General features: G+C 63.3%; 21 protein-coding genes and 1 tRNA gene. 11 read left to right on the top strand and 11 right to left on the bottom strand.

Going from position 1 to position 24813, the window contains the following annotated elements; genetic code table 11:
• Positions 1-53: 53 nt before the first annotated feature.
• From BT122_RS02010 to BT122_RS01990, 5 genes are all read right to left on the bottom strand, one after another.
• On the bottom strand, positions 54-1553 hold the full coding sequence (locus BT122_RS02010) for an alpha-amylase (protein WP_072354388.1): 1500 nt from the start codon (positions 1551-1553) through the stop codon (positions 54-56).
• A 7-nt stretch (positions 1554-1560) separates the two neighbouring features.
• Positions 1561-2955, bottom strand: coding sequence for a bifunctional UDP-N-acetylglucosamine diphosphorylase/glucosamine-1-phosphate N-acetyltransferase GlmU (glmU, locus tag BT122_RS02005; RefSeq protein ID WP_072354387.1), 1395 nt, complete (start codon positions 2953-2955; stop codon positions 1561-1563).
• Between the two features lie 130 nt (positions 2956-3085).
• On the bottom strand, positions 3086-4336 hold the full coding sequence (locus BT122_RS02000; protein ID WP_072354386.1) for a chloride channel protein: 1251 nt from the start codon (positions 4334-4336) through the stop codon (positions 3086-3088).
• A 2-nt stretch (positions 4337-4338) separates the two neighbouring features.
• The gene (locus BT122_RS01995; RefSeq protein WP_072354385.1) at positions 4339-5334 is read right to left on the bottom strand and encodes a ribose-phosphate diphosphokinase; all 996 of its coding nucleotides are present in this window, start codon (positions 5332-5334) and stop codon (positions 4339-4341) included.
• Positions 5335-5539: 205 nt separating this feature from the next.
• Positions 5540-5614 (bottom strand) — tRNA-Gln (locus tag BT122_RS01990).
• Positions 5615-5712: 98 nt separating this feature from the next.
• Between BT122_RS01990 and BT122_RS01985 the strand changes: the two genes are divergently transcribed.
• From BT122_RS01985 to BT122_RS01975, 3 genes are all read left to right on the top strand, one after another.
• The gene (locus BT122_RS01985; RefSeq protein WP_072354384.1) at positions 5713-7329 is read left to right on the top strand and encodes an alpha-glucoside-specific PTS transporter subunit IIBC; all 1617 of its coding nucleotides are present in this window, start codon (positions 5713-5715) and stop codon (positions 7327-7329) included.
• Positions 7330-7513: 184 nt separating this feature from the next.
• On the top strand, positions 7514-8323 hold the full coding sequence (locus BT122_RS01980; RefSeq protein ID WP_072354383.1) for an HAD hydrolase family protein: 810 nt from the start codon (positions 7514-7516) through the stop codon (positions 8321-8323).
• 22 nt (positions 8324-8345) lie between these two features.
• The gene (locus BT122_RS01975; protein WP_072354382.1) at positions 8346-8981 is read left to right on the top strand and encodes a metal-dependent hydrolase; all 636 of its coding nucleotides are present in this window, start codon (positions 8346-8348) and stop codon (positions 8979-8981) included.
• A gap of 293 nt (positions 8982-9274) precedes the next feature.
• On the opposite strand, the gene BT122_RS01970 is transcribed toward BT122_RS01975, so the two are convergent.
• Positions 9275-9994 carry a GntR family transcriptional regulator gene (locus BT122_RS01970; RefSeq protein WP_072354381.1) on the bottom strand — a complete coding sequence of 240 codons (720 nt, stop codon included), beginning with the start codon at positions 9992-9994 and terminating at the stop codon, positions 9275-9277.
• A 352-nt stretch (positions 9995-10346) separates the two neighbouring features.
• Here BT122_RS01970 and BT122_RS01965 point away from each other — a divergent pair, with 352 nt between their 5' ends.
• The 6 genes from BT122_RS01965 to glgP all read left to right on the top strand — a co-directional run bounded on the left by BT122_RS01965 (position 10347) and on the right by glgP (position 18877).
• Positions 10347-11687: an ABC transporter substrate-binding protein gene (locus BT122_RS01965; RefSeq protein ID WP_072354380.1), complete on the top strand. Its 1341-nt coding sequence runs from the start codon at positions 10347-10349 to the stop codon at positions 11685-11687.
• An 88-nt stretch (positions 11688-11775) separates the two neighbouring features.
• Entirely contained in the window at positions 11776-12678 is a 903-nt protein-coding gene (locus tag BT122_RS01960; protein WP_072354379.1) for a carbohydrate ABC transporter permease, read from the top strand.
• Positions 12678-13541, top strand: a complete 864-nt coding sequence (locus BT122_RS01955) for a carbohydrate ABC transporter permease (protein ID WP_072354378.1) — start codon at positions 12678-12680, stop codon at positions 13539-13541. The genes BT122_RS01960 and BT122_RS01955 overlap by 1 nt, the downstream gene beginning before the upstream one ends.
• Positions 13542-13694: 153 nt before the next feature.
• Positions 13695-14903 carry an ABC transporter ATP-binding protein gene (locus BT122_RS01950; protein ID WP_072354377.1) on the top strand — a complete coding sequence of 403 codons (1209 nt, stop codon included), beginning with the start codon at positions 13695-13697 and terminating at the stop codon, positions 14901-14903.
• A gap of 131 nt (positions 14904-15034) precedes the next feature.
• A complete protein-coding gene (gene malQ / locus BT122_RS01945; protein WP_072354376.1) occupies positions 15035-16543 on the top strand; it encodes a 4-alpha-glucanotransferase in 1509 nt (502 codons plus the stop codon).
• 72 nt (positions 16544-16615) lie between these two features.
• On the top strand, positions 16616-18877 hold the full coding sequence (glgP, locus tag BT122_RS01940) for a glycogen/starch/alpha-glucan family phosphorylase (RefSeq protein ID WP_072354375.1): 2262 nt from the start codon (positions 16616-16618) through the stop codon (positions 18875-18877).
• 111 nt (positions 18878-18988) lie between these two features.
• Here glgP and BT122_RS01935 read toward each other — a convergent pair whose 3' ends face one another.
• Genes BT122_RS01935 through galE form a run of 3 tightly spaced genes read right to left on the bottom strand, consistent with a single transcriptional unit; the run spans position 18989 to position 22076 of the window.
• Positions 18989-19906, bottom strand: coding sequence for a peptidoglycan-binding domain-containing protein (locus tag BT122_RS01935; protein WP_072354374.1), 918 nt, complete (start codon positions 19904-19906; stop codon positions 18989-18991).
• Positions 19907-19950: 44 nt separating this feature from the next.
• Positions 19951-21018: a polyprenyl synthetase family protein gene (locus BT122_RS01930; protein WP_072354373.1), complete on the bottom strand. Its 1068-nt coding sequence runs from the start codon at positions 21016-21018 to the stop codon at positions 19951-19953.
• 2 nt (positions 21019-21020) lie between these two features.
• Entirely contained in the window at positions 21021-22076 is a 1056-nt protein-coding gene (galE, locus tag BT122_RS01925) for a UDP-glucose 4-epimerase GalE (RefSeq protein WP_059053024.1), read from the bottom strand.
• A 412-nt stretch (positions 22077-22488) separates the two neighbouring features.
• On the opposite strand from galE, the gene BT122_RS01920 reads away from it, so the two are divergent.
• Together BT122_RS01920 and BT122_RS01915 are read left to right on the top strand one after the other, a co-directional pair.
• On the top strand, positions 22489-22755 hold the full coding sequence (locus BT122_RS01920) for a hypothetical protein (protein WP_072354372.1): 267 nt from the start codon (positions 22489-22491) through the stop codon (positions 22753-22755).
• The gene (locus BT122_RS01915) at positions 22752-23036 is read left to right on the top strand and encodes a hypothetical protein (protein WP_072354371.1); all 285 of its coding nucleotides are present in this window, start codon (positions 22752-22754) and stop codon (positions 23034-23036) included. The genes BT122_RS01920 and BT122_RS01915 overlap by 4 nt, the downstream gene beginning before the upstream one ends.
• Before the next feature lie 127 nt (positions 23037-23163).
• Here the strand turns inward: BT122_RS01915 and BT122_RS01910 are convergent, their stop codons facing one another.
• Both BT122_RS01910 and BT122_RS01905 read right to left on the bottom strand, forming a co-directional pair.
• On the bottom strand, positions 23164-23463 hold the full coding sequence (locus BT122_RS01910; RefSeq protein WP_072354370.1) for a hypothetical protein: 300 nt from the start codon (positions 23461-23463) through the stop codon (positions 23164-23166).
• Positions 23456-24736, bottom strand: coding sequence for a Y-family DNA polymerase (locus tag BT122_RS01905; RefSeq protein ID WP_072354369.1), 1281 nt, complete (start codon positions 24734-24736; stop codon positions 23456-23458). The genes BT122_RS01910 and BT122_RS01905 overlap by 8 nt, the downstream gene beginning before the upstream one ends.
• Positions 24737-24813: the final 77 nt, after the last annotated feature.

Raw genomic sequence — 24813 nt, 5'->3', positions numbered from 1 at the left:
CCGCCGAGAAGCGCCGGCAAGCGACTGCCAGGCGGTAGCCAACTGTCAGGCGCCTATGCCTCCGGCCTTACCAGGATAGGGATGCTGTCCAGCTTGTCTGCCGTCGCCGCGGGCAGGTAGACCGTAAGCCGCGCGCCGCCGGTGGAAAACTCCGCCCAGCCCTCGTTGTCAATCGTGACGGTGCCATCGACACCCAGCACGCAGCGCCAGGTCTCGCCCGCGTGCCCCGCCCCCACGCACATGCGCTTCGTGGCGTTGCCGCTGCGCGTGGAGAGAAGCACCGCCGCGCCAGAAACCCCGTGCCGCGCGGTGCCCTCGCGCGTCCAGCCGACAAGGTCCTTCTCGTCAAACCAGTCGCGCTGCTCGCCATAGGCAAAGCGGCGACGCACCTCCATGAGCAGCTCAAGCTCGGGGACGGCGGGAATCTGGTCGTTGGGGAGGCCAAAGAGGTCGCCCATGAAGACGCAGGGATAGCCTGCCTCGCGCAGCAGGATGAGCGCGTAGGCAAGCGGCTTGAACCAGGGCTCAACTGTGGACTCGAGGGCCTGGTCGGGCTGGGTGTCGTGGTTGTCCACAAAGGCCACGGCGTGGATGGGGTCCACGCTCACCAGGCTCCCGTCCAGGATGTGGGTGAGATCTATGTCGTCACCGGCGGTGGATGCGTGGTAGAAGTTGAAGTGGAGCGGCACGTCAAAGAGGCTCATGGCGCCCTCGCGTCCCAGGTAGCCCCGCAACTCGTCCACGTTCTGGGACCAGTACTCGCCTACGGCAAAGAGCTCCTTGCCGGTCTTTTCGCGCATGCGGGCAAGCCAATCGAGGTAGAACGAGCGACTCATGTGCTTCACGGCGTCAAGCCGCACGCCGTCCACGCCCGTGAGCCCCAGGTACCAGGCGCCCCACGTGGCCAGCTGAGCGCGCACGCGGGGGTCATCCAGGTCGACGTCGGCTCCCATGAGGTAGTCATAGTTACCCAGCTCGTCGCTCACCTCGCGAGACCACTCCTTGCCCACAAAGCGGTAGACGCCGGTTGTGCCCTCGAGCTCGTCGTAGTCGACGCCGGTGAAGTCCGTGATGCCCCACTGGTAGCGGTCAAGCCTACCTGCGCGCCCCGGAAACTCAAAGCGCGTGTAGGCGCGAATCTCGCGCGGCTCGCCAATGGACTTTGTTCGGTTCTGGGCGTCGCACTCCTGTGCCAGCACCAGCTGCGTGCCGTCGGCACCCATGCGGTGGTTGAGAACAACGTCTGCCAGCACGTTGACGCCCTGCTCCTGGATGGCGTGGATGGCCGCAAGATACTCGTGGCGCGTGCCGTACTTGGTGCGCACGGAGCCCTTCTGGTCGAACTCGCCCAGGTCCCAGAGATCGTAGACGCCATAGCCCACATCCTCGGCGCCCGCCTGCCCCTTGTAGGCAGGCGGCATCCACACCGAGGTAAAGCCCTCCTCCGCGAAGCGCGGGGCCATCTTGGCGAGACGCCGCCAGTGCTGGCCGTCTGCTGGCAGGTACCAGGAGAAGGCCTGGAGCATGAGCCCGTTCTTCGTGTTGATGGCCATGGGCTCCCTACTTCCGGGGCTTGATGCCCAGGCGCTCGCGACGGGCGATGGCGTAGCCCTCGACGTTCTTCTGCTGGCTGCGCTCGATGGCAAGGGCGTCGTCTGGCACGTCGTGCGTGATGCAGGAGCTCGCGCCCGTAATGGCGCCGGCACCGATGTTGACGGGTGCCACCATCATGGTGTCCGAGCCAATGAAAGCGCCGTCGCCAATGGTGGTGTGGCTCTTGTGCACGCCGTCGTAGTTGCAGGTGATGGATCCGCCGCCAATGTTCACGCCGGCGCCCATCTGCGTGTCGCCAATGTAGGAGAGGTGCGGCACCTTGGAGCCCTCGCCAACCACGGAGTTCTTGAGCTCCACGTGCGTGCCGGCCTTTGCGCCGCGCAGCAGGTGGGTGTGGCCGCGCAGGTAGGCGCGGGGCCCGCAGTTGACGTCGTCGTCGATGGCGGAGTCGACGATCACGGTCTCGTCCACGGTGCAGTCGTTGCCCACCGTGGCGTTCTCCAGACGGCTGTTGGGGCCAACAGTGCACGCCTCGCCCACAGACGTCTTGCCCCAGAGGAAGGTCTGGGGGAGAAGGACGGTGTCCTTTCCAACGGTGGCCTCGGGACCAACCCACACCTGATCGGGGTCGAGCATCGAGACGCCGGAGCGCATGAGGCCCTCGTTGATGCGGTGCTGCATGATCTTGGTGACCTGCGCCAGCTGGACGCGGTCGTTGACGCCCAGGAGCTCCTCGTAGTCGTCGCAGTGGACGGCCGAGACTGGCTCGCCCATGCCCACGTAGATGCCTACCATGTCGGTGAGGTAGTACTCGCCCTGGGCGTTGTCGTTGGTGACCTTGTCGATGTTGGTCGAGAGGCGCTCGCCGCAGAAGCAGTAGGCGCCGGCGTTGCACTCGAGGAGCGTGGCGCGCTGCTCGGGCGTGCAGTCCTTGTCCTCGATGATGGCGTGCACGCTGCCGTCCTCGATGAGCACACGGCCGTAGCCAGAGACGTCCGGCGGCGTCATGGTAAGCAGCGTGCAGGCGTTGTGGCCTGCGCGGGTAGCGTCTACCAGGGAAGAAATGGTCTCGGGGCGAACGAGCGGCAGGTCGCCGTTGAGAACCACCACGGGTCCGGCAAACCCGCCCAGGGCGTCGCGCACCACGCGCACGGCGTGGCCGGTGCCCAGGCGCTTGGTCTGCTCGACAAACTCCACGTCCTTCTCGTCCGCAAAGTACGAGCGGACCTCATCGGCACCGTTGCCAACCACCAGCACGATGCGATCGACGCCGGCCTTGCGGGCGGCGTCGACAACCCACCATGCGAGCGGCTTGTCGAGGACCTTGTGCATGACCTTGGGGTGGTGGGACTTCATGCGCGTTCCCTCGCCGGCGGCTAGGACAATCGCGGTGACGGGCATGGCTGCCTCCTGTGTTCGCGGTGATATGAGACTCGCGGGCCGTCCTGGCGCGTGCCAGGGGGCCTCATGTGTGGTCAATGATAGCTCAGGGATGTGCAGGGCCCGAGGGCCGCAGGGATATGCTCGGCCGCTAGCCGTTGTGCTTGGCGTTTGCCCTTGCGCCGAGAAATGCCGCAAGTGCCACCACGGGTAGGCTCACTGGCGGAAAGCACAGGGCAAGCACGCAGGTGGTGAGCAACCACTTTCTGGTGGCAGCCCCCACGAGGGCACCCGTAGAGAGCGCCACCGCGAGCATGGGATCGCCCCTGGTGATGATTGCGACGGCGTAGCCAGCGGCGACCCCGCAGAAGATGAGGGGGAAGAACTCTCCGCCAATCCAGCCGGTCTCCTCGCAAAGCTGCGTCAAGGCAAGCTTTGCCACGCAGGTGGCAAGCAGCATCCCGGCGCCCATGGCTTGCCAGCCGCTGAGAAGGTCCCACGTGCCGGACTGCCCTGAGAAGAGCACCTCGGGCAGCGCCATGGCAACAAGCCCCAGGACAACGCCGCAGAGAATGGCCTTGGAAACGGTGCCCATGCGGTCGCACGCAAGCTTTGTTGCCCTGCCGGCGAGCGCGGAGAGACGCGCCAGCACCCAGCCGAGGGGAAGCGCAAGGAGAACCCACAGCGCGCTTGCGTTAAGCCCCAGGTAGTCAATGCCGTCGAAGCGCGGAAAGCCCGCCCCCGGCCCAAAGAGGCGAGAGACGCCGAGCGCGCCGAGCACAAAGCCCGCCGCAGCCGCTGACCAGAGAAGGATGCGGGGCCCGCGGGTATAGCGCCTGCCCTCGTCGCTCTGGGCGGGGGAGAGCGCCATCCAAGCGGCCGCAAGCGGGTGCGAGGTGTTGCGCACCACTGCCACGCCCGAGCGACGCATACCGTGCATAGCCATGGTACCCAGCGCGGCGGTGAACCCAGAGACGCCCGCCTCGGGGCCAACGGCGCCGCCAAAGGCGATGGGAAGCGCAAACAGCACCAGGGCCCAGGGCCAGCTCTTCACCCGGTAGCCACCCTTGCTGCGGCAGCTGCCAACCACAACGCCCAGGGTGTCAAGCGAGAAGCCCGCGCGGCTTGTGACCAGGCCCACAAGGACGCCGCCCAGGGTGCAGAGAAGCACTGGCGCCACCGCAGAGAGCGGCTGCGGGAGCGCCCTGGCAAGGCCCTCCCAGACAACCTCCTGGAGCAGGTCGACCACCCTAAGCGTGGCAAGGCAGCCCGCGCCCACCACGATGCCCGCCAGGAGTGCCCAGAGCAGCAGCACGAGAGATGCGTGCACAAGCGCGACGCCGCGGGGGGTCTCCTCCGCGGCGTCGATGATTCTCTCGTGCGTTTTATTCTTGTCAGACACGCCTAGACCTCGGAGTGGCCTGCGGCACCCTGGGAGACCGAGTTGTTGGTGTAGACGTTGTAGATGCAGGTTGCCAGCGGCTCGGCAACGCTGATCTGCTTGATCTTGGAGCCGGGCTTGTTGGCGACCTCGCAGGGGATGGCGTCGGTAACGACGCACTCGACGATGGGCGCGTTCTGCAGGCGCTCGATGGCCTGGCCGGAGAAGATGCCGTGGGTGGCCGAGACGTAGATGTCACCCGCGCCCATCTCCTTGAGCTTATTGATGGAGCCCACGAGAGTGCCGCCCGTGTCGATCATGTCGTCGTTGATGATGCAGGTCTTGCCCACGATGTTGCCGATGACGCCCATGACCTCGGCCGCGTTGTGCTTGGGGCGGCTCTTGTGGGCGATTGCGACCTCGCAGCCCAGGTAGTCTGAGAGCTTCTTTGCCACCTTGGCGCGGCCCATGTCAGGCGAGACAACCACGGTGTTATCCCAGTCGAAGTCCTTGGTCTTGAAGTAGTCGCCAAAGTTGTAGAGGGCAGTGAGGTGCGTCACGGGGATGTCAAAGAAGCCCTGGATCTGGCCGGAGTGCAGGTCGAGCGTAATCACGCGGTCAACGCCGGCGGCCTCGAGGAGGTTGGCCACCAGGCGGGCGGTGATGGGCTCGCGGCTGGACGCCTTGCGGTCCTGGCGAGCGTAGCCGTAGTGGGGAATGACTGCGGTGAAGCTCTCCGCGCTTGCGCGGGTGGCGGCGTCGGCCACGATGAGGGTCTCCATGATGAGGTCGTTCACGTTCTTGCCGGCGATGGTCTGGATGAAGAAGACCTCGTCACCACGGACGGACTCCTCGAAACGGGCGTAAATCTCGCCGTTGGCGAACTTCTCGATCTTCAGACCCTGAAGCTTGAGGTGGAGGATGTCTGCGATGTCCTGGGCGAGCTTGGGGTTGCTGGTACCGGAGTAAAGCTTGATTTCCTTCTGGTAGGTGGTGGGCTTGCTCAGGTCTTCGTACATCGACTGCCGTCCTTCCGTCTGGGACCTATCCCGGCTATTCAGGCTGTTCGTGCCGCAACGATGATAGCGCAGCCAAAGCGCCTGCCGCCACATTACACGCGCGTTTCATGGGTATCCCAAGGCGAGGGGCGTCACTCTACCGTTCGCGGAGAATTCAATGCATCCCAGCTTTTGTACCAGGTGAAGGCAAATGCGAGAAGAAAAATGGCTGGGGTAGTAGGATTCGAACCCACATTCCAGGCACCAAAAACCCGTGTCCTAACCGTTGGACGATACCCCAGTGAGTGTGCCCCCAAAAAGCGGGCTTCTCGGCTAGTGTATCAGAGTGCGGGAGTGCGAGGTGCCGCGCGTTCCCCGCGCCGAGAGGGGGATCACAACATGATGAAGGCAATCCAGCGGTTTGGTGGCGCGCTCTTCACGCCCGCCATGCTCTTCGCCTTCGCGGGGGTTGTGGTGGGGCTGGGGACGCTCTTCACCACAGAGTCCATCATGGGGCCCATCGCAGCTGCGGATACCACTTGGACCAAGTTCTGGACCGTGATTCTCGACGGAGGTTGGACGGTCTTCAACCAGCTGCCGCTGCTCTTTGCCGTGGCACTTCCCATCGGCCTGGCCAAGAAACAGGCCGGCCGTTGCTGCCTGGAGGCGTTTGTCTCGTATCTCACGTTCAACTACTTTGTGAGCTCGATGCTCTCTGCCTGGGCGCCCGAGCTTGGCGTGGACTTCTTGGCCAGCGCCGGGACTGCGGAGGGCATCGCAACCATTGCCGGAATCCGCACGCTGGACATGGGCATCGCCGGCGCACTTCTCGTCTCCGGCGTGGTCATCGCGCTCCACAACCGCTTCTTCGATACGCGCCTGCCGGAGTGGTTGGGGGTCTTCTCCGGCTCGACCTTTGTGTACATGGTCTCTTTTCTCGTGATGCTTCCGCTTGCGGGCGTGGTGGTGCTGGTATGGCCCAAGGTCCAGGTGGGCATGCACGTCTTTCAGCAGCTCATTCTTGATGCCGGTTCCGCGGGCGTAGGGATCTTTGTGTTTCTCGAGCGCGTGCTCATTCCATTTGGCCTTCACCACCTGCTCTATGCGCCCTTCTACTACGACAACGTAATTGTGCAGGGCGGCATCTACGCTGCCTGGGCAAATGCGCTGCCAGATCTTGCCGCGTCCACGCGTCCGCTTGCGGAGCTTGCGCCATGGGCCTCCCTTACGGCTACGGGCTGGTCAAAGCTCTTTGGCATCCCCGGCATTGCCGCTGCATTCTACGCCACCGCCAAACCCGAGCGTCGCAAGCGACTGCTGGCACTTCTCGTGCCCGTGACGCTTACCTCGGTCCTCTGCGGTGTGACCGAGCCCATCGAGTACACCTTCCTCTTTGTGGCTCCGCAGCTCTTTGTGGTGCATGCAGCACTTGCCGCCTGCCTTTCTATGATCATGAACGCATTTGGCGTGGTGGGTGTCTTCTCGGGTGGTCTCATCGAGATGTCCTCGCTCGACTTTGTGCCCCTCTCGGCAACGCATGGTCAGACCTACCTTGTGGCGCTGGCAATAGGTCTGTGTTTCACGGTCATCTACTTTCTGGTGTTTCGTTTCCTCATCCTGCGCTTTGACTTCAAGACGCCGGGACGGGCGGACGAGGAGGATGTGCGGCTGCGCACCCAGGACGAGTACCGCGACGCCCATGGCATGCCGCGCGCGCAAGATGGCAAGCGCCTTGGGGTAGAGGGCGAGAAGGCCGACGCCAGCCAGGAGGACGCTTATGCCATACGACTGGTGGAGCTCCTTGGCGGTGTCGAGAACATCGAGGGCATCACCAGCTGTGCCACGCGTCTGCGTGTGGATGTGCGCGATCCGGGTAAGGTGGCGGCAAGCGGTGCATTTGTGGCTGCCGGAGCGCGTGGCGCCGTGTGCACTGGCCGTGCGGTGCAGGTGATCGTGGGCCTCAACGTGACGCAGGTGGCAGAGCGTGTCGAGAAGGTCTTGGGGCGTGATGAGTGAGACTGCATTGCTGACATTAGGTCGCGTCAATTTATATAGTTGACATGACTCATTAGCAACTTCCTCTTGTTGGAAGTTTGAACAAGTGGTTGAATGGCATGGAAAAAAGTTGTTTCGGCGAAGATGCGGTGTCGCTGTTGAGGCCGTCCGTACCGCGCCGCGTGTGGTGAGAGGCAAGGCTTTCTTGGGCGAGCGTGTGACGGCGTTTTTCGACATCGATGGGACCTTGGGCTGGACCGACCCAGTTGCCCGGGAACAGATGGCAGACGAGGAGCGAAAGCTCTCGCCGGTCCCCAGTCCTGCCGTGGCAGATGCCATCAGGCGCTTTGTGAAAGCCGGCAACCGCGCGTTCATCTGCACGGGGCGCTCGCCGCTCGACATTCACCCCAAGATGGCTTCGCTGCCCTTCTCGGGCATGGCCTGCCTCGCCGGCGCTTACGTTAAGGTGGGCGATACGGTTCTTCGTGACGTTGCTCTGCCTCCCGAGGTGCTGTCGTGTGTGGATGAGGTGCTTGCCGAGACGGGCGCGGGCGCGATGCTCGAGTCTGCATGCGGCTCCATTGACGTGTGCGGAGGTACGGCTGGCACGCACCGACCCTCACCCGAGAGCGTATCCGAGGCCCTCGAGTGCATCCCGGGCGGTCGGGCCCACAAGGTTGTGCTGCCTACACCCGCGGCAAGGCTTGTGGTGGAGCGGCTTGCCGGCGTGGTGGACGTCTCGATTATGGAGCTGGAGCTGGGTAACAGCGAGGTTGGTCTGCGCGAGAACTGCAAGAGCGGTGCAGTGAGGGTCATTCTCGACTACCTGGGGGATACGGGAACCACGTATGGCTTTGGCGACTCCGAGAACGACCTCAGCCTGTTTGAACAGGTTGATGTTCCGGTTGCCATGGGTAACGCATCGCCGGACGTGAAGGCTGCGGCTGCATTCGTGACTGGCACCGTTGGGAACGACGGTGTGGCAACTGCCCTCTCTAAGCTGGGGCTCATCTAGGCCTGTTGGGGCGGGTGACGCAATGACGGGAAAGACGCACATTGCCGTTGGAGCGGCTGCCGCGCTTGCGGCGGCGAAATACATTCCGCTTGCGCTGACGGGTGGGGTGCCGGTGATTACTGGCGATGCGTCGACGTTTGCCTGCCTTGCCGCAGGGGCGGCGGGCGGCCTGCTCCCCGATACCGACGTCTCAACCAGTGAGGCCTCTCGCCAGCTGAGAAGGGCGTGGTGGCTTCTTGTTGCCGTGGTTGCCTCATCGTTTGGCGCCGATGCGCTTGTTGGGTCCGATCTTTGGGCGCGCGCCGTTGCGTTTGTGCGAGCAGCGGGGGTGTATCAGGTTGCGGGCGTCGCGGTGATTGTGGCGATTCTCGCCTGCGGGCGCGCGTCGGGTCACAGGGGCTTCTCGCATTCGCTCGTGGCTACGGCACTCTTCTTTGGCGGCGCGTACCTGGCAGTTCCGGAGCTCGCGCTGGCTCTGACGGTTGGGTACTTCTCGCATCTTGTGATTGACCTGCTCAACAAGATGCCTGAGCGTCTCTTTTGGCCCGTTTCAAAGGGCCAGTCGCTGGGGTTGTGCAAGGTTGGGGGTGTGGTGGACGGCGCGCTTCTCGTCTTGGGCGTTGCTGCCGTTGCCGCGCTGCTTACGGGATGGCTGTAGGGGCCGTGTTGGCGCTGGGGTCGCCCGAACGCGGCCATGGCACAGTGCGCTAGCAGCGGAGAATAGCTCCTTTTCTTAAAACGTCTCCGCGTTTGCGCAGGTCGCGATCAACAGTTTTAAGAAATGGAGCTATTCTCCGAAAAAGGGTCGCGACGTTTGCGCACCGGCACCCCTCCTGCTACACAATTGGGTCCGAAGCTGTGACCCGCGCTGGTCGATACGCGTTCGGGCGACGAATGTGTATCGACCTGCAACGTAATCGTCGCGCCTCGCAGCGACTACTCTTGTGGCAGCTACCTTCTCGACACAGTGGTGAAGCAGAAGAGCTCCGGGTGGTGCCGCACCTGCGTGTACTCGAACATCACCCCGTCGGAGTTGTAGGACTGGCTCTCGACCACCGCCACGCAGTTGTAGGGGCCAAGGTCCATGTAGCTGCAGTCCTCGTCGGTCGCAAGCTGCACCGTGATGCGGCGACGGCTCGTGAGGATGCGCATCCCTAGGTCATTCTCGAGATAGCTGTAGACGGACTTCTCCGCCTGCTCGGCAGTGAGGCCAGGAACCGCGGAGGCCAGGAAATAGTCGTGATCGACTTGGCGTGCGACGTCGTCCAGCGTGCGCACGCGCACCACGCGCACCAGCTCGACGCCCTCGGCGAAGCCCGTACGACGCGCGAGCCCGGCGCCGCAGGTAACGCGTTCAAACGACTTGACGTGTGTGCCGGGAACCAGGCCGTTTCTCCGTGCATACTCGCCAAAGGACTCGACGCCCTCGAGCGAGCCCTGGGCGCTGTGTGCCTCTCGCTGCCAGATGACCCGCACCCCCCGGCCGTGCATCGGCTGCACGTAGGCATCGTCAGCCAGCATGGAGACCGCGCGCCTGAGGGTGTTGCGCGAGCATCCGTACTCCGCCGTGAGTTCTCCCTCGGAGGGAAGAAGCTCCTGGTAGGAGTAGGTTCCTTCCTGGATCTTTCCCTTGAGGTCGCGGTAGATGCCCTCAAAGATCGCCTTAGGCATGTGGTCTCTCCTAGCTTGCGGACCGTCGGACCTTGAAGGGACGACAGGTGCGGAACATGTGTGGTACCAGATATCCTAGAACTCCTGAAAGCCGTTTGGACGAGTAACCGGTGACCGTTAAGAAAGCACAGCCTATGTACCTGCGTAAACAGTAAAACGAGCATTACTCGTGCCTACCGTTCACCACGAATAAGGTACCGCTCAGTCGATACTTGTTTGAACAAGAGACGCGCAAGGTTATTGTCGTAACCAAGAGACGGGGCATTACCCGGGAAAGCCCGCGTAGCGGCTCCGTGATAGGGCAAGGACGACGGAAGGCGTCGTTCAGACAGGAAGCAACGGGAGGATCACGATGGGGAACATTTCGAGGAAGCAGTTTATCACGCTCGGTGCGGCGTCGGCGGCGGTCCTTGGCCTCGCTGGCTGCGGTGGCAGCTCCAGCTCCGACAGCTCCAGCTCTTCTAGCACCAGCAGCTCCAACAGCGACGACCGCTCCGGGAACGTCTACTGGCTCAACTTCAAGCCCGAGCTTGACGAGACTGCCCAGAAGCTCGCCAAGAGCTACATGGAGAAGTACCCCAACGTCAAGGTCAAGGTCCAGACCGCCGCGTCCGGCACCTATGAGCAGACCCTGACCTCCGAGATGGACAAGACCGACGCCCCCACGCTCTTCAACATCGGCACCACCGCCGGCGTCAAGGAGTGGGGCTCCAACGCCATGGACCTCTCCGGCACCGACATCGAGAAGGCCCTCTCCACCACCGACTACACCTACAAGGACTCCGACGGCCGTCTGGTCTGCGCCGGCCTCTGCTACGAGACCTACGGCATCGTCGTGAACGCCGACCTGGTCGAGAAGGCCGGCCACAGCGTCGACGACATCAAGGACTTCGACTCCCTGAAGACCGTCGTCGAGGACATCCACAAGAATGCCGCCACGCTGGGCTTCGACGCCTTCGCCGCAACCGACCTCGACGATTCCTCGTCTTGGCGCGTGACCGGCCACCTTGCCAACCTCGAGTACTACTACGAGGAGAAGGACGACGGCGGCTGGGACGCCACTCCCGCCACCATCAAGGGCACCTACCTCCCCAACTACAAGAAGATCTTCGACCTGGCCATCAACAACTCCGCCGAGGACCCCACGACCCTCTCTACCGGCGGTCACGATCCTGCGACCGAGTTCACCTCCGGCAAGGCCGCATTCTTCTTCACTGGCTCCTGGGACTACGCCACCATCGCGGCTGCCCAGAAGAACACCACGATGATTCCGTACTACTGCGGCGTGTCCGGCGAGGAGAAGGCCGGTCTCAACAGCGGTACCGAGAACCGCCTCGCCATCAACGACGCTGCCTCCGATGAGGACAAGAAGGCCACCATGGACTTCTGGCTCTGGCTCGTCACCGACCCCGAGGCCTCCAAGGAAATGGTCGCTCAGCTTGGCGTCCTTCCCTACACCGACGCTGCCAAGGGCGACAACGGCTACCTCAACAAGGCCGAGGAGCTCTCCAAGGCTGGCAACTACACCATGGACTGGGCTACCAACTACCAGCCCAACGTTGACCAGTACCGCAAGGGCCTGGTGTCCGCGCTCAACGCCTACACGGCGGATCAGTCCGACGCCAACTGGGATACCTTCAAGACCGCATTCGTCGACGGCTGGGCTCAGAACTACAAGGTCGAGAACGCCTAGTTCCATCTGACCTCTGACTGGCATTTGGGGGCCGGGCGTTCATACGGCGCCTGGCCCCCGTTCTTTTCTCACGCGGGAGTGGAAAAGCATGAAAAGCAAAGCCATCAAGCAGAGCTCCCAGATAAAGTCAACGAGACACTTCTGGTGGCTCTTCCTCCTGCCCGTGACGGCCGCCTTCACCATCGGCTTCGTTTGGCCGTTCATCCAGGGCATCTACCTTTCCTTCTGCAAATTCAAGACCATTTCGAGCGCTAAGTTCATTGGCCTTTCCAACTATGCCTCCGCCTTCGCGGACGAGTCCTTCCAGCACTCCTTCTGGTACACGGCACTGACCGCCATCGTGTGCCTCGTCCTCATCAACGTGATCGCGTTTGCCGTGGCCTACGCGCTCACGCAGGGCATCAAGGGCTCGAACATCTTCCGCACGATCTTCTTCGCGCCAAACCTGATCGGCGGCATCGTCCTCGGCTACATCTGGTCGATGATCTTCGACGGCATCCTCCAGCAGTACGGCACCTCGGTGGTCCTCGAGACCAAGTACGGCTTCTGGGGCCTGATCATCCTCATGTGCTGGCAGCAGATCGGCTACATGATGATCATCTACATCGCCGGCATCCAGGCTGTCCCCGAGGACATGATCGAGGCCGCCAAGATCGACGGCGCGACCAAGGCGCAGACCCTCTTCAAGGTGATCATCCCCAACGTGATGCCCTCGATCACGATCTGCACGTTCCTCTCGCTCACCAACGGCTTCAAGCTCTTCGACCAGAACCTCGCGCTTACTGGCGGCCTGCCGTACGAGCAGCTCGCCGACGGCAAGACCATCAACACGACCGAGATGATGGCCCTGAACATCTACAACACGTTCTACTCGGGTACCGGCGCGTCGCGAGGCGTCGCCCAGGCGAAGGCAGTCATATTCTTCGTCCTTGTCGCTGCCATGGGACTCGCGCAGCTCTCGTACACCCGTAAGAGGGAGGTGCAGCAGTAATGGCAAACCAGCCACAGGCGCTCGCATCCGAGGCGCGTCACAAGAAGATCCTGACCATCGTCTTCACCATCATCTGCATCGTCTGGGTCCTGCCGGTCGTGTGCGTGGCGGTCAACTCCTTCAAGCTGAACACCTTCGTCAAGACCGAGACCTTCGCCCTCCCCACCGAGGAGAGCTTCGCCGGGTGGTCCAACTTCATCACCGGCATGACCTTCGGCAACTACCCGTTCTGGAGCGCGTTTGGCTACAGCGCCCTCATCACCGTGCTCTCCACGGCGCTGATCCTCATCTGCTGCTCGATGGCGGCGTGGTACATCGCCCGCGTGAACTCCAAGTTCTGCAAGGTCATCTACACGCTCTGCATCTTCTCGATGGTCGTGCCCTTCCAGATGGTCATGTTCACGCTCTCCAAGACGGCTGACACCCTGAAGCTCAACACCCCGTTCACCATTCCCATCGTCTACCTTGGCTTTGGTGCCGGCCTCGCCATCTTCATGTTCGTCGGCTTCGTGAAGTCAATCCCGCTGGAGATCGAGGAGGCCGCCGCAATCGACGGCTGCGGCCCGGTGCGCACCTTCTTCCTGGTGGTGCTCCCCATGCTCAAGCCCACGCTCATCTCCGTCGGCATCCTCGAGATCATGTGGGTCTGGAACGACTACCTCCTGCCGTACCTGGTCCTGGACATCAACCAGTACCGCACGATCCCCATTCAGATCCAGTACCTCAAGGGCAGCTATGGAACGGTCGACCTCGGTGCGACCATGGCAATCATCCTCATGGCCATCATCCCCGTCATCGTCTTCTACCTCTCCTGCCAGAAGTACATCATCAAGGGCGTTGCGGCCGGCGCCGTCAAGGGCTAGGCCAAAGACCCAGGCTCGTCTGAGTTCGTCCCCTCTTTCCCACTCTCTCCGCGGGGCCTCCCCGGTCCCGCGGAGGGGGACCTCCTCGAAGACACGCAGCTCACCACGGGGGCGCGGGCCCCGGCTGCAACCAATGGAAGGAATCCGAGAACCATGGCAGAAGTCAGCCTGAAGCACATCACGAAGATCTATCCGAACATCGAGAAGACCAAGAAGCACCGCCTTGGCAAGAAGGCCGCGGAGCCCGAGAAGAAAAAGAGCAACCTCAAGGTCACCGACGAAGGCGTCGTGGCGGTCGAGGACTTCAACCTCGACATCGCAGACCGCGAGTTTGTCGTCCTCGTTGGCCCCTCCGGCTGCGGCAAGTCCACGACGCTGCGCATGATCGCCGGCCTCGAGAGCATCTCCGGCGGCGAGCTCGCCATCGACGGCAAGGTCATGAACGAGGTGGCCCCCAAGGACCGCGACATTGCCATGGTCTTCCAGAGCTACGCCCTGTATCCTCACATGACTGTGTACGACAATATGGCCTTCCCGCTGAAGCTCCGCAAGGTCCCCGAGGACCAGATCGACCAGAAGGTCCGCCAGGCGGCAGAGACCCTGGGCATCACCCAGTACCTTGACCGTAAGCCCAAAGCCCTCTCCGGTGGCCAGCGCCAGCGTGTCGCCATCGGCCGCGCCATCGTGCGTGACCCCAAGGTGCTCCTCATGGACGAGCCCCTCTCCAACCTGGACGCCAAGCTCCGCAACCAGATGCGCGCCGAGATCATCAAGCTCCGCAAGCGCATCAACGCCACCTTCGTCTACGTCACGCACGACCAGACCGAGGCCATGACCCTTGGTGACCGCATCGTGATCATGAAGGACGGCGTGGTGCAGCAGGTGGGCACCCCGCAGGAGGTCTTCAACGAGCCCGCCAACCTCTTCGTGGCCGGCTTCATCGGCGTGCCGCAGATGAACTTCTTCGATGGCCACCTCGAGAAGACCGCCTCGGGCTACGTGCTCAACGCGCTCGACTCCAAGATTGCCATCTCTCCCGAGACGGGCAAGGACCTCGAAGCTGCCGGTGTCACCTCGCTTGACGTCACCGCAGGCGTGCGCCCCGAGCAGATCCAGCTTGCCAACGCGGACGAGCCGGGCGCAATCTCCGGCACCATCGACGTCTCCGAGCTCATGGGCTCGACGGTCCACGTGCACGCGAGCGTCGAGGGCTATGACTTCGTCCTTGTCATCCCCACCATCGACTTCGACGGCGCCCTGGGCAGGTCCTTCGCCGACGGCGCACCCATCTCCTTCAAGTTCGAGCCGAACGCTGTCCACTTCTTTGACAAGGCGTCCGGTAAGAACATCATCAAGCCGTAGCCTTCCCTCCCTCCCGCGACATCGGCTTGGTGCGGCCCCGGCCCGCTTTCTCGGACGGGTCGGGGCCCTTTTGCGGGAGCGATATCGATGACGGCCTGCGCGTGAGCGCAGAACGAGAGAAGGAGAGAAACATGGAGAGAGCAAGCGGCGTTCTCATGCCCGTCTCGTCGCTTCCGGGTATTGTGGGCATTGGCACCTTTGGTCGCGAGGCGTATGACTTCGTGGACTTCCTTGCTCGCACCCACCAGCGCTACTGGCAGGTGCTACCCCTCACCACCACGAGCTTTGGCGACTCGCCCTACCAGTCCTTCTCCGCCTTTGCGGGGAATCCGTACTTCATAGACATCCAGGATCTCGTTCGCCTTGGCTACCTCACCGAGCAGGACCTCGTTGTCTTGCCCTTTGGAGACGACCCAGAGAACGTCGACTACGGCACGCTCTTCCGCGGTCACAGGGCGCTGCTCGAGCGTGCGCTCCCGAGCTTCTCGGCGGCGCCGCCCGAGGACTTCGAGGAGTTCTGCGAGGCGAACGGCTCCTGGCTCGAGCCTTACTGCGAGTTCATGACCGTCAAGGAGGAGTTTGGCCTCAAGGCGTACTACGAGTGGCCGCAGCAGTACCGCAGCCGCGGCAAGGCGAGCGCAGCGCTCTGCGCCAAGCACCCCGAGCGCATGCGCTACCACCAGATGACGCAGTACTTCTTCTATCGTCACTGGAAGAGCCTGAAGGACTACGCCAACGAGCGCGGCGTCCTTATCATTGGAGACATCCCCATCTACGTCTCGCGCGACTCCGTGGAGATGTGGGCCACTCCGGAGCTCTTCCGCGTGGACGCCACGGGCAACCCCACGTGCGTGGCCGGTACCCCGCCCGACCAGTTCTCCTCGACCGGTCAGTACTGGGGCAACCCCATCTACGACTGGGCGGGCATGGCCGAGAACGGCTTTGCCTGGTGGGTCGAGCGCCTGCGCGCTAGCCTCGAGCTCTACGACATCCTGCGCATCGACCACTTCCGCGGCTTCGAGTCCTACTGGTCCGTGCCCTTTGGCGCGCCTGACTCGAGCTTTGGGCGCTGGGCCAAGGGTCCCGGCAGCGACGTCTTTGATGCCGTCGCCGAGCATCTGGGCGAGCTGCCCATCATTGCTGAGGACCTGGGCTTCATGACGCCAGAGGTCATAGCCATGCGCGAGCACACGGGCTTCCCCGGCATGAAGATCCTGCAGTTTGGCTTTGACTCCGAGGGCGATTCCCTCGACCTTCCGCACCACTACGTTGCCAACACCGTGGCCTACGTGGGCACACACGACAACGAGACTGCCATGGGCTGGTTCAAGGACACCGCCACGCCCGACGTGCGCGAGAAGACCATGCGCTACCTGGCCCTTGGGCCCGGTGAGACCGTGGCGCAGGGCTGCAACCGCGCCATTGCCGCCTCGGTGAGCGACACCTGCATCTTCCGCATGCAGGATCTTCTCGGGCTGGATAACTCCGCTCGTACCAACACCCCCTCGACCGTGGGGAAGAACTGGCGCTGGCGCATGCTGCCCGACGCTGTGACGCCCGAGGTCGAGGCAGAGCTCTCTGACCTGACCACCACCTACTACCGGGTCCCCGGCACGAAGGAACCCGAGCTTCCCGAATAGGGGAGTGCGGGATGCCGCATGGCCACCGCCCGCTCTGCCATGTCACCGCGACACTTGGAGGTATCGCAACGCATGAAGATCGAACTTGAGGCACGTTCCCAGGAGAAGTTTGGCCGTCCGCTTGCCGAGCTCGACGACACCACTATCTGCACCATGCTCGAGGACATCGTCCGCGAGCATGCGGCGGCCATGCCCCTCAACGAGGGCAAGCGCCGCCTGTACTACCTCTCGGCCGAGTTCCTCATTGGCCGTCTGCTCACCAACAACCTCATCGAGCTCGGCGTGTACGACGACGTTAAGGCGCAGCTCGCTGCCGCCGGCCACGACCTGGGTGTCGTCGAGGAGCGCGAGGTCGAGCCGTCCCTGGGCAACGGTGGCCTGGGCCGCCTTGCCGCGTGCTTCCTGGACTCCATCGCAACGCTTGGGCTTCCCGGCGACGGCGTGGGCCTGAACTACCACTACGGCCTCTTCCACCAGCGCTTTGTTGACCTGCAGCAGGCTGCGGAGCCCGATGGCTGGCTGGACCGCCAGGACTGGCTCGTGAGGGACGAGAAGGCCTACACCGTCGAGTTCGGCGGCTTTACGGTGAAGTCGCGCCTGTACGACATTGACGTCTTGGGCTATGGCCGCACCACCAAGAACCGCCTGCGCCTCTTTGACCTCGAGAGCGTCGACGACTCGCTGGTGCCGGTCAACTCCATCGACTTCGACAAGGGCGAGCTCGCCAAGAACCTCACGCTCTTCCTCTACCCTGACGACTCCGATGACGCCGGCCGCCTGCTCCGCGTGTACCAGGAGTACTTCATGGTCTCCAATGCGGCCCAGCTCATCCTCGACGAGGCCGTCGAGCGCGGCTCCAACCTGCACGACCTGCCCGACTACGCCGTGGTGCAGATCAACGACACGCACCCCTCAATGGTCATCCCCGAGCTTGTGCGCCTGCTCGTGGACGTTCACGGCTTCGAGTTCGACGAGGCCGTCTCGGTGGTGCGCCGCATGGTGGCCTACACCAACCACACGATCCTTGCCGAGGCGCTCGAGAAGTGGCCGCTTGAGAGCTTGAAGACCGTTGCCCCGCGCATCGCGGAGATCGTGGTCAAGCTGGATGAGCTCGAGCGTGCCGAGAATGGCAGCAACGACGCCGTGGCCATCGTGCGCGACGGCGTGGTGCACATGGCACACATGGCCATCCACTACGGCTTCTCGATCAACGGCGTGGCCACGCTGCACACCAAGATCCTCGAGGAGACCGAGCTTCACCCGTTCTATGAGCTCTATCCCGAGAAGTTCTCCAACAAGACCAACGGCATCACCTTCCGCCGCTGGATCATGGACGCCAACCCGGCGCTCTCGGGAGTGCTCGACGACGTCCTGGGCACCGACTGGCGCACCTCCTGCGACCTCTCCGGGCTTCTCGCCTTCAAGGACGACGAGAAGGTCCTTGCCCGCCTGGATGACGCAAAGTCTGAGGCCAAGGCCGGCATGCGCGAGTTTCTGTGGGAGACGCAGAGCGTGCGTATTCCCGAGGACGCCATTATCGACGTGCAGGTGAAGCGCATCCATGAGTACAAGCGCCAGCAGATGCTTGCGCTCTATATCATCTGGAAGTACCTCGACATCAAGAACGGCAACATTCCCGCGCGTCCGCTCACCATCATCTTTGGCGGCAAGGCGGCGCCTGCCTACACCATCGCGCAGGACATCATCCACCTCATCCTGCTACTTTCCCGCTGGATTGCGGCAGATCCGGTTGTCTCGCCCCACCTGCAGGTGGTCATGATCGAGAACTACAACGTGAGCGCTGCCGAGCGCGTGATTCCCGCCGCCGACATCTCCGAGCAGATTTCGCTTGCCTCCAAGGAGGCATCGGGTACCTCAAACATGAAGTTCATGCTCAACGGTGCCGTGACCCTCTGCACGCTTGATGGCGCCAACGTCGAGATCGCCGACCTTGTGGGCAACGAGAACATCTACACCTTTGGCGCCTCCTCCAAGGAGGTCGAGCGCCTGTACGCCGAACACGCCTACGACGCGCACGCGCACTACCTGCGCCCCGGCGTGAAGCTTCTGGTGGACTTCATCACCAACCCTGCCTTCCTCGCGCTTGGCAACGCAGAGCGCCTGCATCGCCTGCACGACGACATGGCCTGGAAGGACTGGTTCATGGCGCTTCTCGACATCGAGGAGTACATCCAGAAGAAGGAGCAGGTGCTTGCCGACTACGAGAACCGCGATGCCTGGCGCAAGAAGTCGCTGGTGAACATTGCGAAGGCGGGTGCCTTCTCGTCCGACCGCACCATCCGCCAGTACAACGAGGACATCTGGCACCTGTAATGAGACAAAGGGAGTTTCCCTTTGTCTCATAAAAGCGGCCCCGAAGCGAAGTTGCTTCGGGGCCGTCGTTATTTGGGCTGTGCCATGAGACAAAGGGAAACTCCCTTTGTCTCACATTCCCTCGAACGCGGCGCAGATGGCGTCGAGCAGCAGCACGGCGTAGGTCTGTGCGTCGCTGATGGTGAAGGTGCCCTCGAAGTTGGGGCCGACGGGCAGCTCGATGCGCACCACGGGCACGGTCTCGCGCGAGCTCTCGACGGCTGTGCGCAGGCGCAGCGGCAGCGTGTCGACGTCATCCATCACCACGTTAGAGGTGTTGTTGCCTTCCGGCAGCGGAGCGGCCGAGAGCACGAGCACGGCCTGCGCGCCCTTGCAGGCGTCGGACTCCGCGGAGTCCACAAGCTCGAGGCCCGAGGCGTTTGTCGTGGCGCTTGCCAGGTTCCAGATGCGGCCCGCTACGTTTCTCGAGATGGGGTCGTCGCCGGTGATGCAGAGCTTCACGACCTCGAGCACGCCTGCGGCGCGGGCAAAGCCCATGCCGCCCTGCGGGTGTGGGCCAGCAGCGGGGTTGCCGCCCCACACGTGCTTCAGGCGGTCGATGGCATCAAAGGTGTCGGGGAAGGCCATGCCGTCTGCCAAAAGGCCAACGCTCTCCTGAAACTGCTTGACCGCGGCCTCGGTGTGGGCGCCGTACTGGCCATCGACCGCGCCGCAGGAGAAGCCCAGGACGTTGAGGCGCTCCTGAAGCTGGCGCACGTCGTTGCCATGGAAGTTTGGGAGGCGCAGGTAGAGCGTGCGGTCACCAAGCTGGTAGCACTCGTCCACCAATGCGGCCCAGGTAGCAGTATCAATGACGTCGCCCAGCGACAGACCGTGGTCGAGTCTAAAGCGCGCGACGGCGGTGGCTGTCGAATGGCCAAAGGTCTTCTCGGCAGTTTCCTTCTCGTCGATCTTGTATCCCAGCGAGCCCAGGCGCTCCTGGATGTCCTCCACGGCGGCGCCCGACGCGCCTTCGCGAATTGGTTCCATACCCTAGTTCCCCTCGATATCGTGGGCGTGAGGCAGCATCCGGACTAGCCCCTGCGTTCCACAAAGAAGTCTGCCATAGATTCGAGAACAGCGTGTGCGTCTCCTGCGAGCTCGACGCCCTTGAGGCTGGCCTTTGCGCTGCGCGCGAGCCCATGGGCGTAGCTGCGCACTGCGTCGATGGCCCCCGCGCCCTCCATGAGCTCTACCGCGCGGGCTAGCGCCAACGTGTCCGTTGCGTGCGACGAGAGGATGCCGAGAAGCTCGTCCCTCTTGGCGCCTGTAAGATGCTCGAGCGCCCAGCACACGATCATGGTGCGCTTGCCCTCGGTGATGTCGCTCCGGAAGTCCTTGCCCTGGGCCTCGGCGTCGCCAACGAGGTTGAGGAGGTCGTCCTGCAGCTGGAAGGCGAGACCTGCGTCTATGCCAAAGGAGCCAAGCGCCTCCACCTGTGCGTCCGTTCCGCCACCGCAGATGGCGCCAATGGAGAGCGGCGAGGCGGCGGAGTAGAACGCGGTCTTGTGCGTGGCCATCGTGAGGTAGTCACCCGTGGTGACGTCCCAACGCTCGTCGCGCGCCCAGCCGAGGTCGAGCGCCTGACCCTCGACGGTGCGCTGCTCCATCTGCGCAATCTCCTCGAGCACGCGCAGCTTGGTTGTGCCGTCGAGCGATTCGTCCTCGAGCACGCCCCCGAAGGTGCGAACGATGCCGAGGTCACCAACGTTGATGGCCACGCCAACGCCTTCGGTGCGGTGCACGCAGGGCTGCCCACGGCGCATCTCGCCCTCGTCGGCGATGTCGTCGTGGATGAGGGCTGCGGACTGGAAGTCCTCTATTGCGGCCGCGGCCGAGAGGGCGCACGAGGCGTCTCCGCCAACGGCCTCGCAGCCAAGCAGCACCAGCGCGGGACGCGTGCGCTTGCCGCCCGAGCGCGTGAAGCGCGCAAATGGGTCGTAAAGGTAACGCGAAAGGTCATCGCCCGCGTGCGTCTCGTCGGACAGGGGTGCGGGCGCGTGTCCGACGAGGTACGCCTCGATGGCGGGGCGCTTCTCGGCGAGGTATTCCGCGAAGAGCCTGCCCCCGTTGCCCGTGTCTGTGGCACTGCCTGCTGCCATGGCTAGCCCTCGTAGCCGTTGGGGTTCTTGCACTGCCAGTTCCAGGAGTCGCGGCACATGTCGTCGATCGTGTACTTGGCCTCCCAGCCCATCTCGCGCTTGGCCTTGGAGCAGTCGGCGTAGTTGGCGTCGACGTCGCCGGGACGGCGCGGGTCGATCTGGTAGGGGAGGTCCTTGCCGCAGGCGCGCGAGAAGGCCTTGATGATCTCGAGGACCGAGGTGCCCTTGCCGGTGCCGAGGTTGAAGATCTCCACTCCGGTGCGGCCGTTCATCCAGTTGAGAGCCGCGGCATGGCCGGTGGCAAGGTCGCAGACGTGGATGTAGTCGCGGACGCCGGTGCCGTCTGGGGTGTTGTAGTCATCGCCAAAGACGTGCACGCACTCGCGCTTGCCGATGGCAACCTGCGCGACGTAGGGCAGGAGGTTGTTGGGAATGCCCTTGGGGTCCTCGCCCATGAGTCCCGATGGGTGCGCGCCGATGGGGTTGAAGTAGCGGAGAAGCACGACGTTCCACTCTGGGTCTGCGGTGTGGAGGTCGGTCAGGATTTGCTCGATCATCCACTTGGTCCAGCCGTATGGGTTGGTCGCGGGCTTCTTGGGGCTCTCCTCGGTGAGGGGGAGTTTGTCCGGGTCGCCGTAGACCGTGGCAGAGCTGGAGAAGATGATGTCCTTGCAGCCGTGGTTGCGCATCACGTCCACGAGCGTGAGGGTGTTGCCCAGGTTGTTGGTGTAGTACTCGATGGGCTTGCTCACGGACTCGCCCACCGCCTTGAAGCCGGCGAAGTGGATCACGCGGTCGATGTGGTTCTCGTCAAAGACGGCGTTCATGGCCTCGCGGTCGTTGACGTCGGCGCGGTAGAAGGTGAGGTTGGCGGCAGCGGCGTCGCCCACGATGGTCTTGATGCGACCGATGACCTTCTCCGACGCGTTGGAGAGGTCGTCGACAATGACTACCTTGTAGCCGTCCTGAAGGAGCTCCACCACCGTGTGGCTGCCAATGAAGCCGGCGCCGCCGGTGACGAGCACGCAGGTGTTCTTTGGGTCTTTTGCTTCGCTCATGGGTTTCCTTTCGGGTCTTGTGACAAGGTACCTCGCGGCGAATAAGCCAAGAAGACAGTATACGTTGCCGATGTGTACGCTGCGTTGGGGTTGGTGGGCGCCTCCGCTGGCGATGCGGCCGGAGGTGCGAAAACCCGCCTTCGGGCGAGAAAAATGGCGCCGGAGCGTGGGTTACCGACGGGATCACGTACGAGATGGGCCTTTCGGCGTCATTTCTGCCCCGGAGGCGCGTTTCTCTCTGTGGCTGTGCTGAGATGCCCCCTCCGGCGTCGGCGGCGCGGTCCGGCCTCAATAACGCGCTGGACCCATTGGCGGTGTTGAGGTAGCGGTGTTGAGTCTTTGGTACCACGGGCTGAGAGGCAATTTCTGTAACTCTAATTGGATACACTATCGGTATGACGAAAGGTGCCCCATGCTGCCCGAGATTCATCCGAATGCCCTGAAGCACTTGAACCGCGAAGAGGTCATCGAGGCATGGGGCTCGGTGACAAAGTGCATCATGCGTGAGAGTCCCGAGGAGCCCCCAAGATGGCTCATGGTTGGCTGGTTGCCTGACGGCAGAGACGTTGAGCTAGTTGCGGTTGAGACTGTTTCTGGCTGGCTCGTGATACATGCCAACACTCCAGTGCAAAAGAAGTTTGCAAAAGAGATTGAAACGGTTGAAAGGAGGTTGCGATGAGTAGGAAGTGGATTGCGGCAAACGGGCAGGAGATCACCGAGGAAATGATCGATCGGTGGTGCTCTTCCTACGAGCGTGGTGAGTTTCCCGAGGGGGAGCACAGCGCGGGTGCCGTCGTGCACGGGCGGCCGCCACTTTCGACCGAGGGGACTGCCACCATTTCGGTCAAGGTTCCCATAGGAATGAAGCGTGCCGTGGAACAGAAAGCCAAAAGCGCCGGAATGAGCACGAGCGCGTATGCTCGTGCAGCCCTTGCCGACAAGCTGCTAGATGCTGGCTAATGATCCAGCGCCTCTCCCGGAGGCCTTTTCTTCCTTGCGCTTTCTGCGGAAACTCACCCTTCGGCGAGAAAATGGCGCCGGAGCGTGGGCTGCCGACGCAATTCCGTACGAGATGGGCCTTCGGGCGTCATTTCTGCGCCGGAGGCGCGTTTCTCTCCGCCGCGGCTGCTGAGGCGCTCCCTCCGGCGCCGGCGGCGCGGAGCTCCACCTCCTCGAGCATCTCGTCGTAGCCACGGAGGGCGGCAAACGGGATGAACTGGCGCCCCCGCTCGGGGGAGGCCATGGCACGGCGCGGCCCGTCCTCAACAATGCGCTGGACAATGCCCCTAAGCACCGCTTCCCTGCGCTCCTGCTCGCGCTCGCCTATGTCTGGCCACGAGGATGCCAAAGGTAGCCGGCCGATCTCTTGGCGCACGTCCTCACGCACGGTGGCCCCCGATCTGCAGGTTGCGTTCACGGGCATTGGCGGCGGGAAGCAGACTCGTGCCAGAGAGCACAGTGTTGGGCCCAAAGCGCCGCCGCGCACGGGTCACGGCGCCGGCCAGCCTTGCCTCCCGCGCGTCCGCCGCGGGGTTATCGAAGAGCGTGGGAACCGCTACGGCCGCCGGGACAACGCCGCCCAGCCATAGACACACGCGGCGAATGGGCACATCGCGCGCAACCGTCTGGTCGTAGAGCGCGAGAAGTGCGTCTGTCACCTCTCGCTCGCCGGCGGTCTGGTGTCCAAGGGCCCTCTGCCCACCGCCGTGCCCAAAGAGCTCTGCCTGACCCGAGTAGCCCACGTAGAGCCCCACCGTGTCGCACGCGAGTGCCTGCTGCCGCAAGTCAAGACAGCTCTGCCAGGCCATCTCGCGCAGCACCACGCGTGCCTCGCCAAAGCCGTAGTCGCGCATGAGCACCTGGCCGTTGGAAAGCGAGCGCGCCTTGGGCACGTACCCGCGAGCGTCCGCGATGGTGCAGGGCTCGAGTCCCCAGGCGTGGTCGATGAGCCACTCGGCGTTGCGGCCAAACTCCCCATGCAGCCACGTTGGGTCCGTGGCGCAGATGCCCGCAAGGTCGTAGACGCCCGCCCGCGCAAGTCTGCGCGCAATGCCGGGCCCTATGCCCCAGATGTCCGTGATGGGACGGTGGAACCACACGTCGCGGCGGAAGGTCTTCTCGTCCAGCTGTCCTATGCCATCTGCGGCGTGTTTGGCCATGAGGTCGAGCGCCACCTTGCAGAGAAACATGTTGGGGCCTATGCCCGCCGTTGCCGAGACGCCCGTCTCCTCTCGTACCGTGGCGATAATGCGCTTTGCGAGCGCCCGTGCGTTGGAGCCATAGAGCGCCTGGTAGGGCGTCACATCGAGAAAGGCCTCGTCCACGCTGTACGGCCAGGCGTCCTGACTGGACACGTAGCGCAAGTAGATGGCGTACACCTGCGCGGAGACCTCCATGTAGCGGTGCATCCTGGGCATGGCGGTGATGTAGGGGATGCCTTGGGGTATCTCACGTACGCGGCAGCGATTCTTGACCCCCTTGGCCTTGAGCGCAGGGGTTATGGCCAGGCAGATAGTGTTGGGACTGCGCGTTGGGTCTGCCACCACAAGGTCCGTGGCGAAGGGGTCCAGGCCCCTGTCGGCGCATTCCACGCTTGCGTAAAACGACTTGAGGTCGATTGCCAGATAGGTCTTCTCTGGTGTGCGTGCGTCTGATGCCATGGCTCCTCCATTCCATCTAAGAACACATGTTCTATCCCACACACGGTTATACGGCGGCAGCGCGACACAAATAAGCG

Origin of the sequence: Olsenella sp. kh2p3 (assembly GCA_900119625.1) — a bacterium.
Taxonomy (GTDB): Bacteria; Actinomycetota; Coriobacteriia; order Coriobacteriales; family Atopobiaceae; genus Tractidigestivibacter.
Note: the sequence above shows the minus strand (reverse complement) of the source record. Positions and strands in the feature narration are given on the sequence as shown.

What these genes read in the sequence shown, in the direction of transcription:
- BT122_RS01955 (WP_072354378.1), top strand. Translation starts at nt 12,678, where the DNA reads ATGGCAAACCAGCCACAGGCGCTCGCATCCGAGGCGCGTCACAAGAAG.
- BT122_RS01970 (WP_072354381.1), bottom strand. Translation starts at nt 9,994, where the DNA reads ATGCCTAAGGCGATCTTTGAGGGCATCTACCGCGACCTCAAGGGAAAG.
- BT122_RS01995 (WP_072354385.1), bottom strand. Translation starts at nt 5,334, where the DNA reads ATGTACGAAGACCTGAGCAAGCCCACCACCTACCAGAAGGAAATCAAG.
- BT122_RS02010 (WP_072354388.1), bottom strand. Translation starts at nt 1,553, where the DNA reads ATGGCCATCAACACGAAGAACGGGCTCATGCTCCAGGCCTTCTCCTGG.
- BT122_RS01915 (WP_072354371.1), top strand. Translation starts at nt 22,752, where the DNA reads ATGAGTAGGAAGTGGATTGCGGCAAACGGGCAGGAGATCACCGAGGAA.
- BT122_RS01920 (WP_072354372.1), top strand. Translation starts at nt 22,489, where the DNA reads ATGCTGCCCGAGATTCATCCGAATGCCCTGAAGCACTTGAACCGCGAA.
- BT122_RS01985 (WP_072354384.1), top strand. Translation starts at nt 5,713, where the DNA reads ATGATGAAGGCAATCCAGCGGTTTGGTGGCGCGCTCTTCACGCCCGCC.
- BT122_RS01975 (WP_072354382.1), top strand. Translation starts at nt 8,346, where the DNA reads ATGACGGGAAAGACGCACATTGCCGTTGGAGCGGCTGCCGCGCTTGCG.
- BT122_RS01905 (WP_072354369.1), bottom strand. Translation starts at nt 24,736, where the DNA reads ATGGCATCAGACGCACGCACACCAGAGAAGACCTATCTGGCAATCGAC.
- BT122_RS01960 (WP_072354379.1), top strand. Translation starts at nt 11,776, where the DNA reads ATGAAAAGCAAAGCCATCAAGCAGAGCTCCCAGATAAAGTCAACGAGA.
- galE (WP_059053024.1), bottom strand. Translation starts at nt 22,076, where the DNA reads ATGAGCGAAGCAAAAGACCCAAAGAACACCTGCGTGCTCGTCACCGGC.
- BT122_RS01950 (WP_072354377.1), top strand. Translation starts at nt 13,695, where the DNA reads ATGGCAGAAGTCAGCCTGAAGCACATCACGAAGATCTATCCGAACATC.
- BT122_RS01930 (WP_072354373.1), bottom strand. Translation starts at nt 21,018, where the DNA reads ATGGCAGCAGGCAGTGCCACAGACACGGGCAACGGGGGCAGGCTCTTC.
- malQ (WP_072354376.1), top strand. Translation starts at nt 15,035, where the DNA reads ATGGAGAGAGCAAGCGGCGTTCTCATGCCCGTCTCGTCGCTTCCGGGT.
- glmU (WP_072354387.1), bottom strand. Translation starts at nt 2,955, where the DNA reads ATGCCCGTCACCGCGATTGTCCTAGCCGCCGGCGAGGGAACGCGCATG.
- BT122_RS01965 (WP_072354380.1), top strand. Translation starts at nt 10,347, where the DNA reads ATGGGGAACATTTCGAGGAAGCAGTTTATCACGCTCGGTGCGGCGTCG.
- BT122_RS01935 (WP_072354374.1), bottom strand. Translation starts at nt 19,906, where the DNA reads ATGGAACCAATTCGCGAAGGCGCGTCGGGCGCCGCCGTGGAGGACATC.
- glgP (WP_072354375.1), top strand. Translation starts at nt 16,616, where the DNA reads ATGAAGATCGAACTTGAGGCACGTTCCCAGGAGAAGTTTGGCCGTCCG.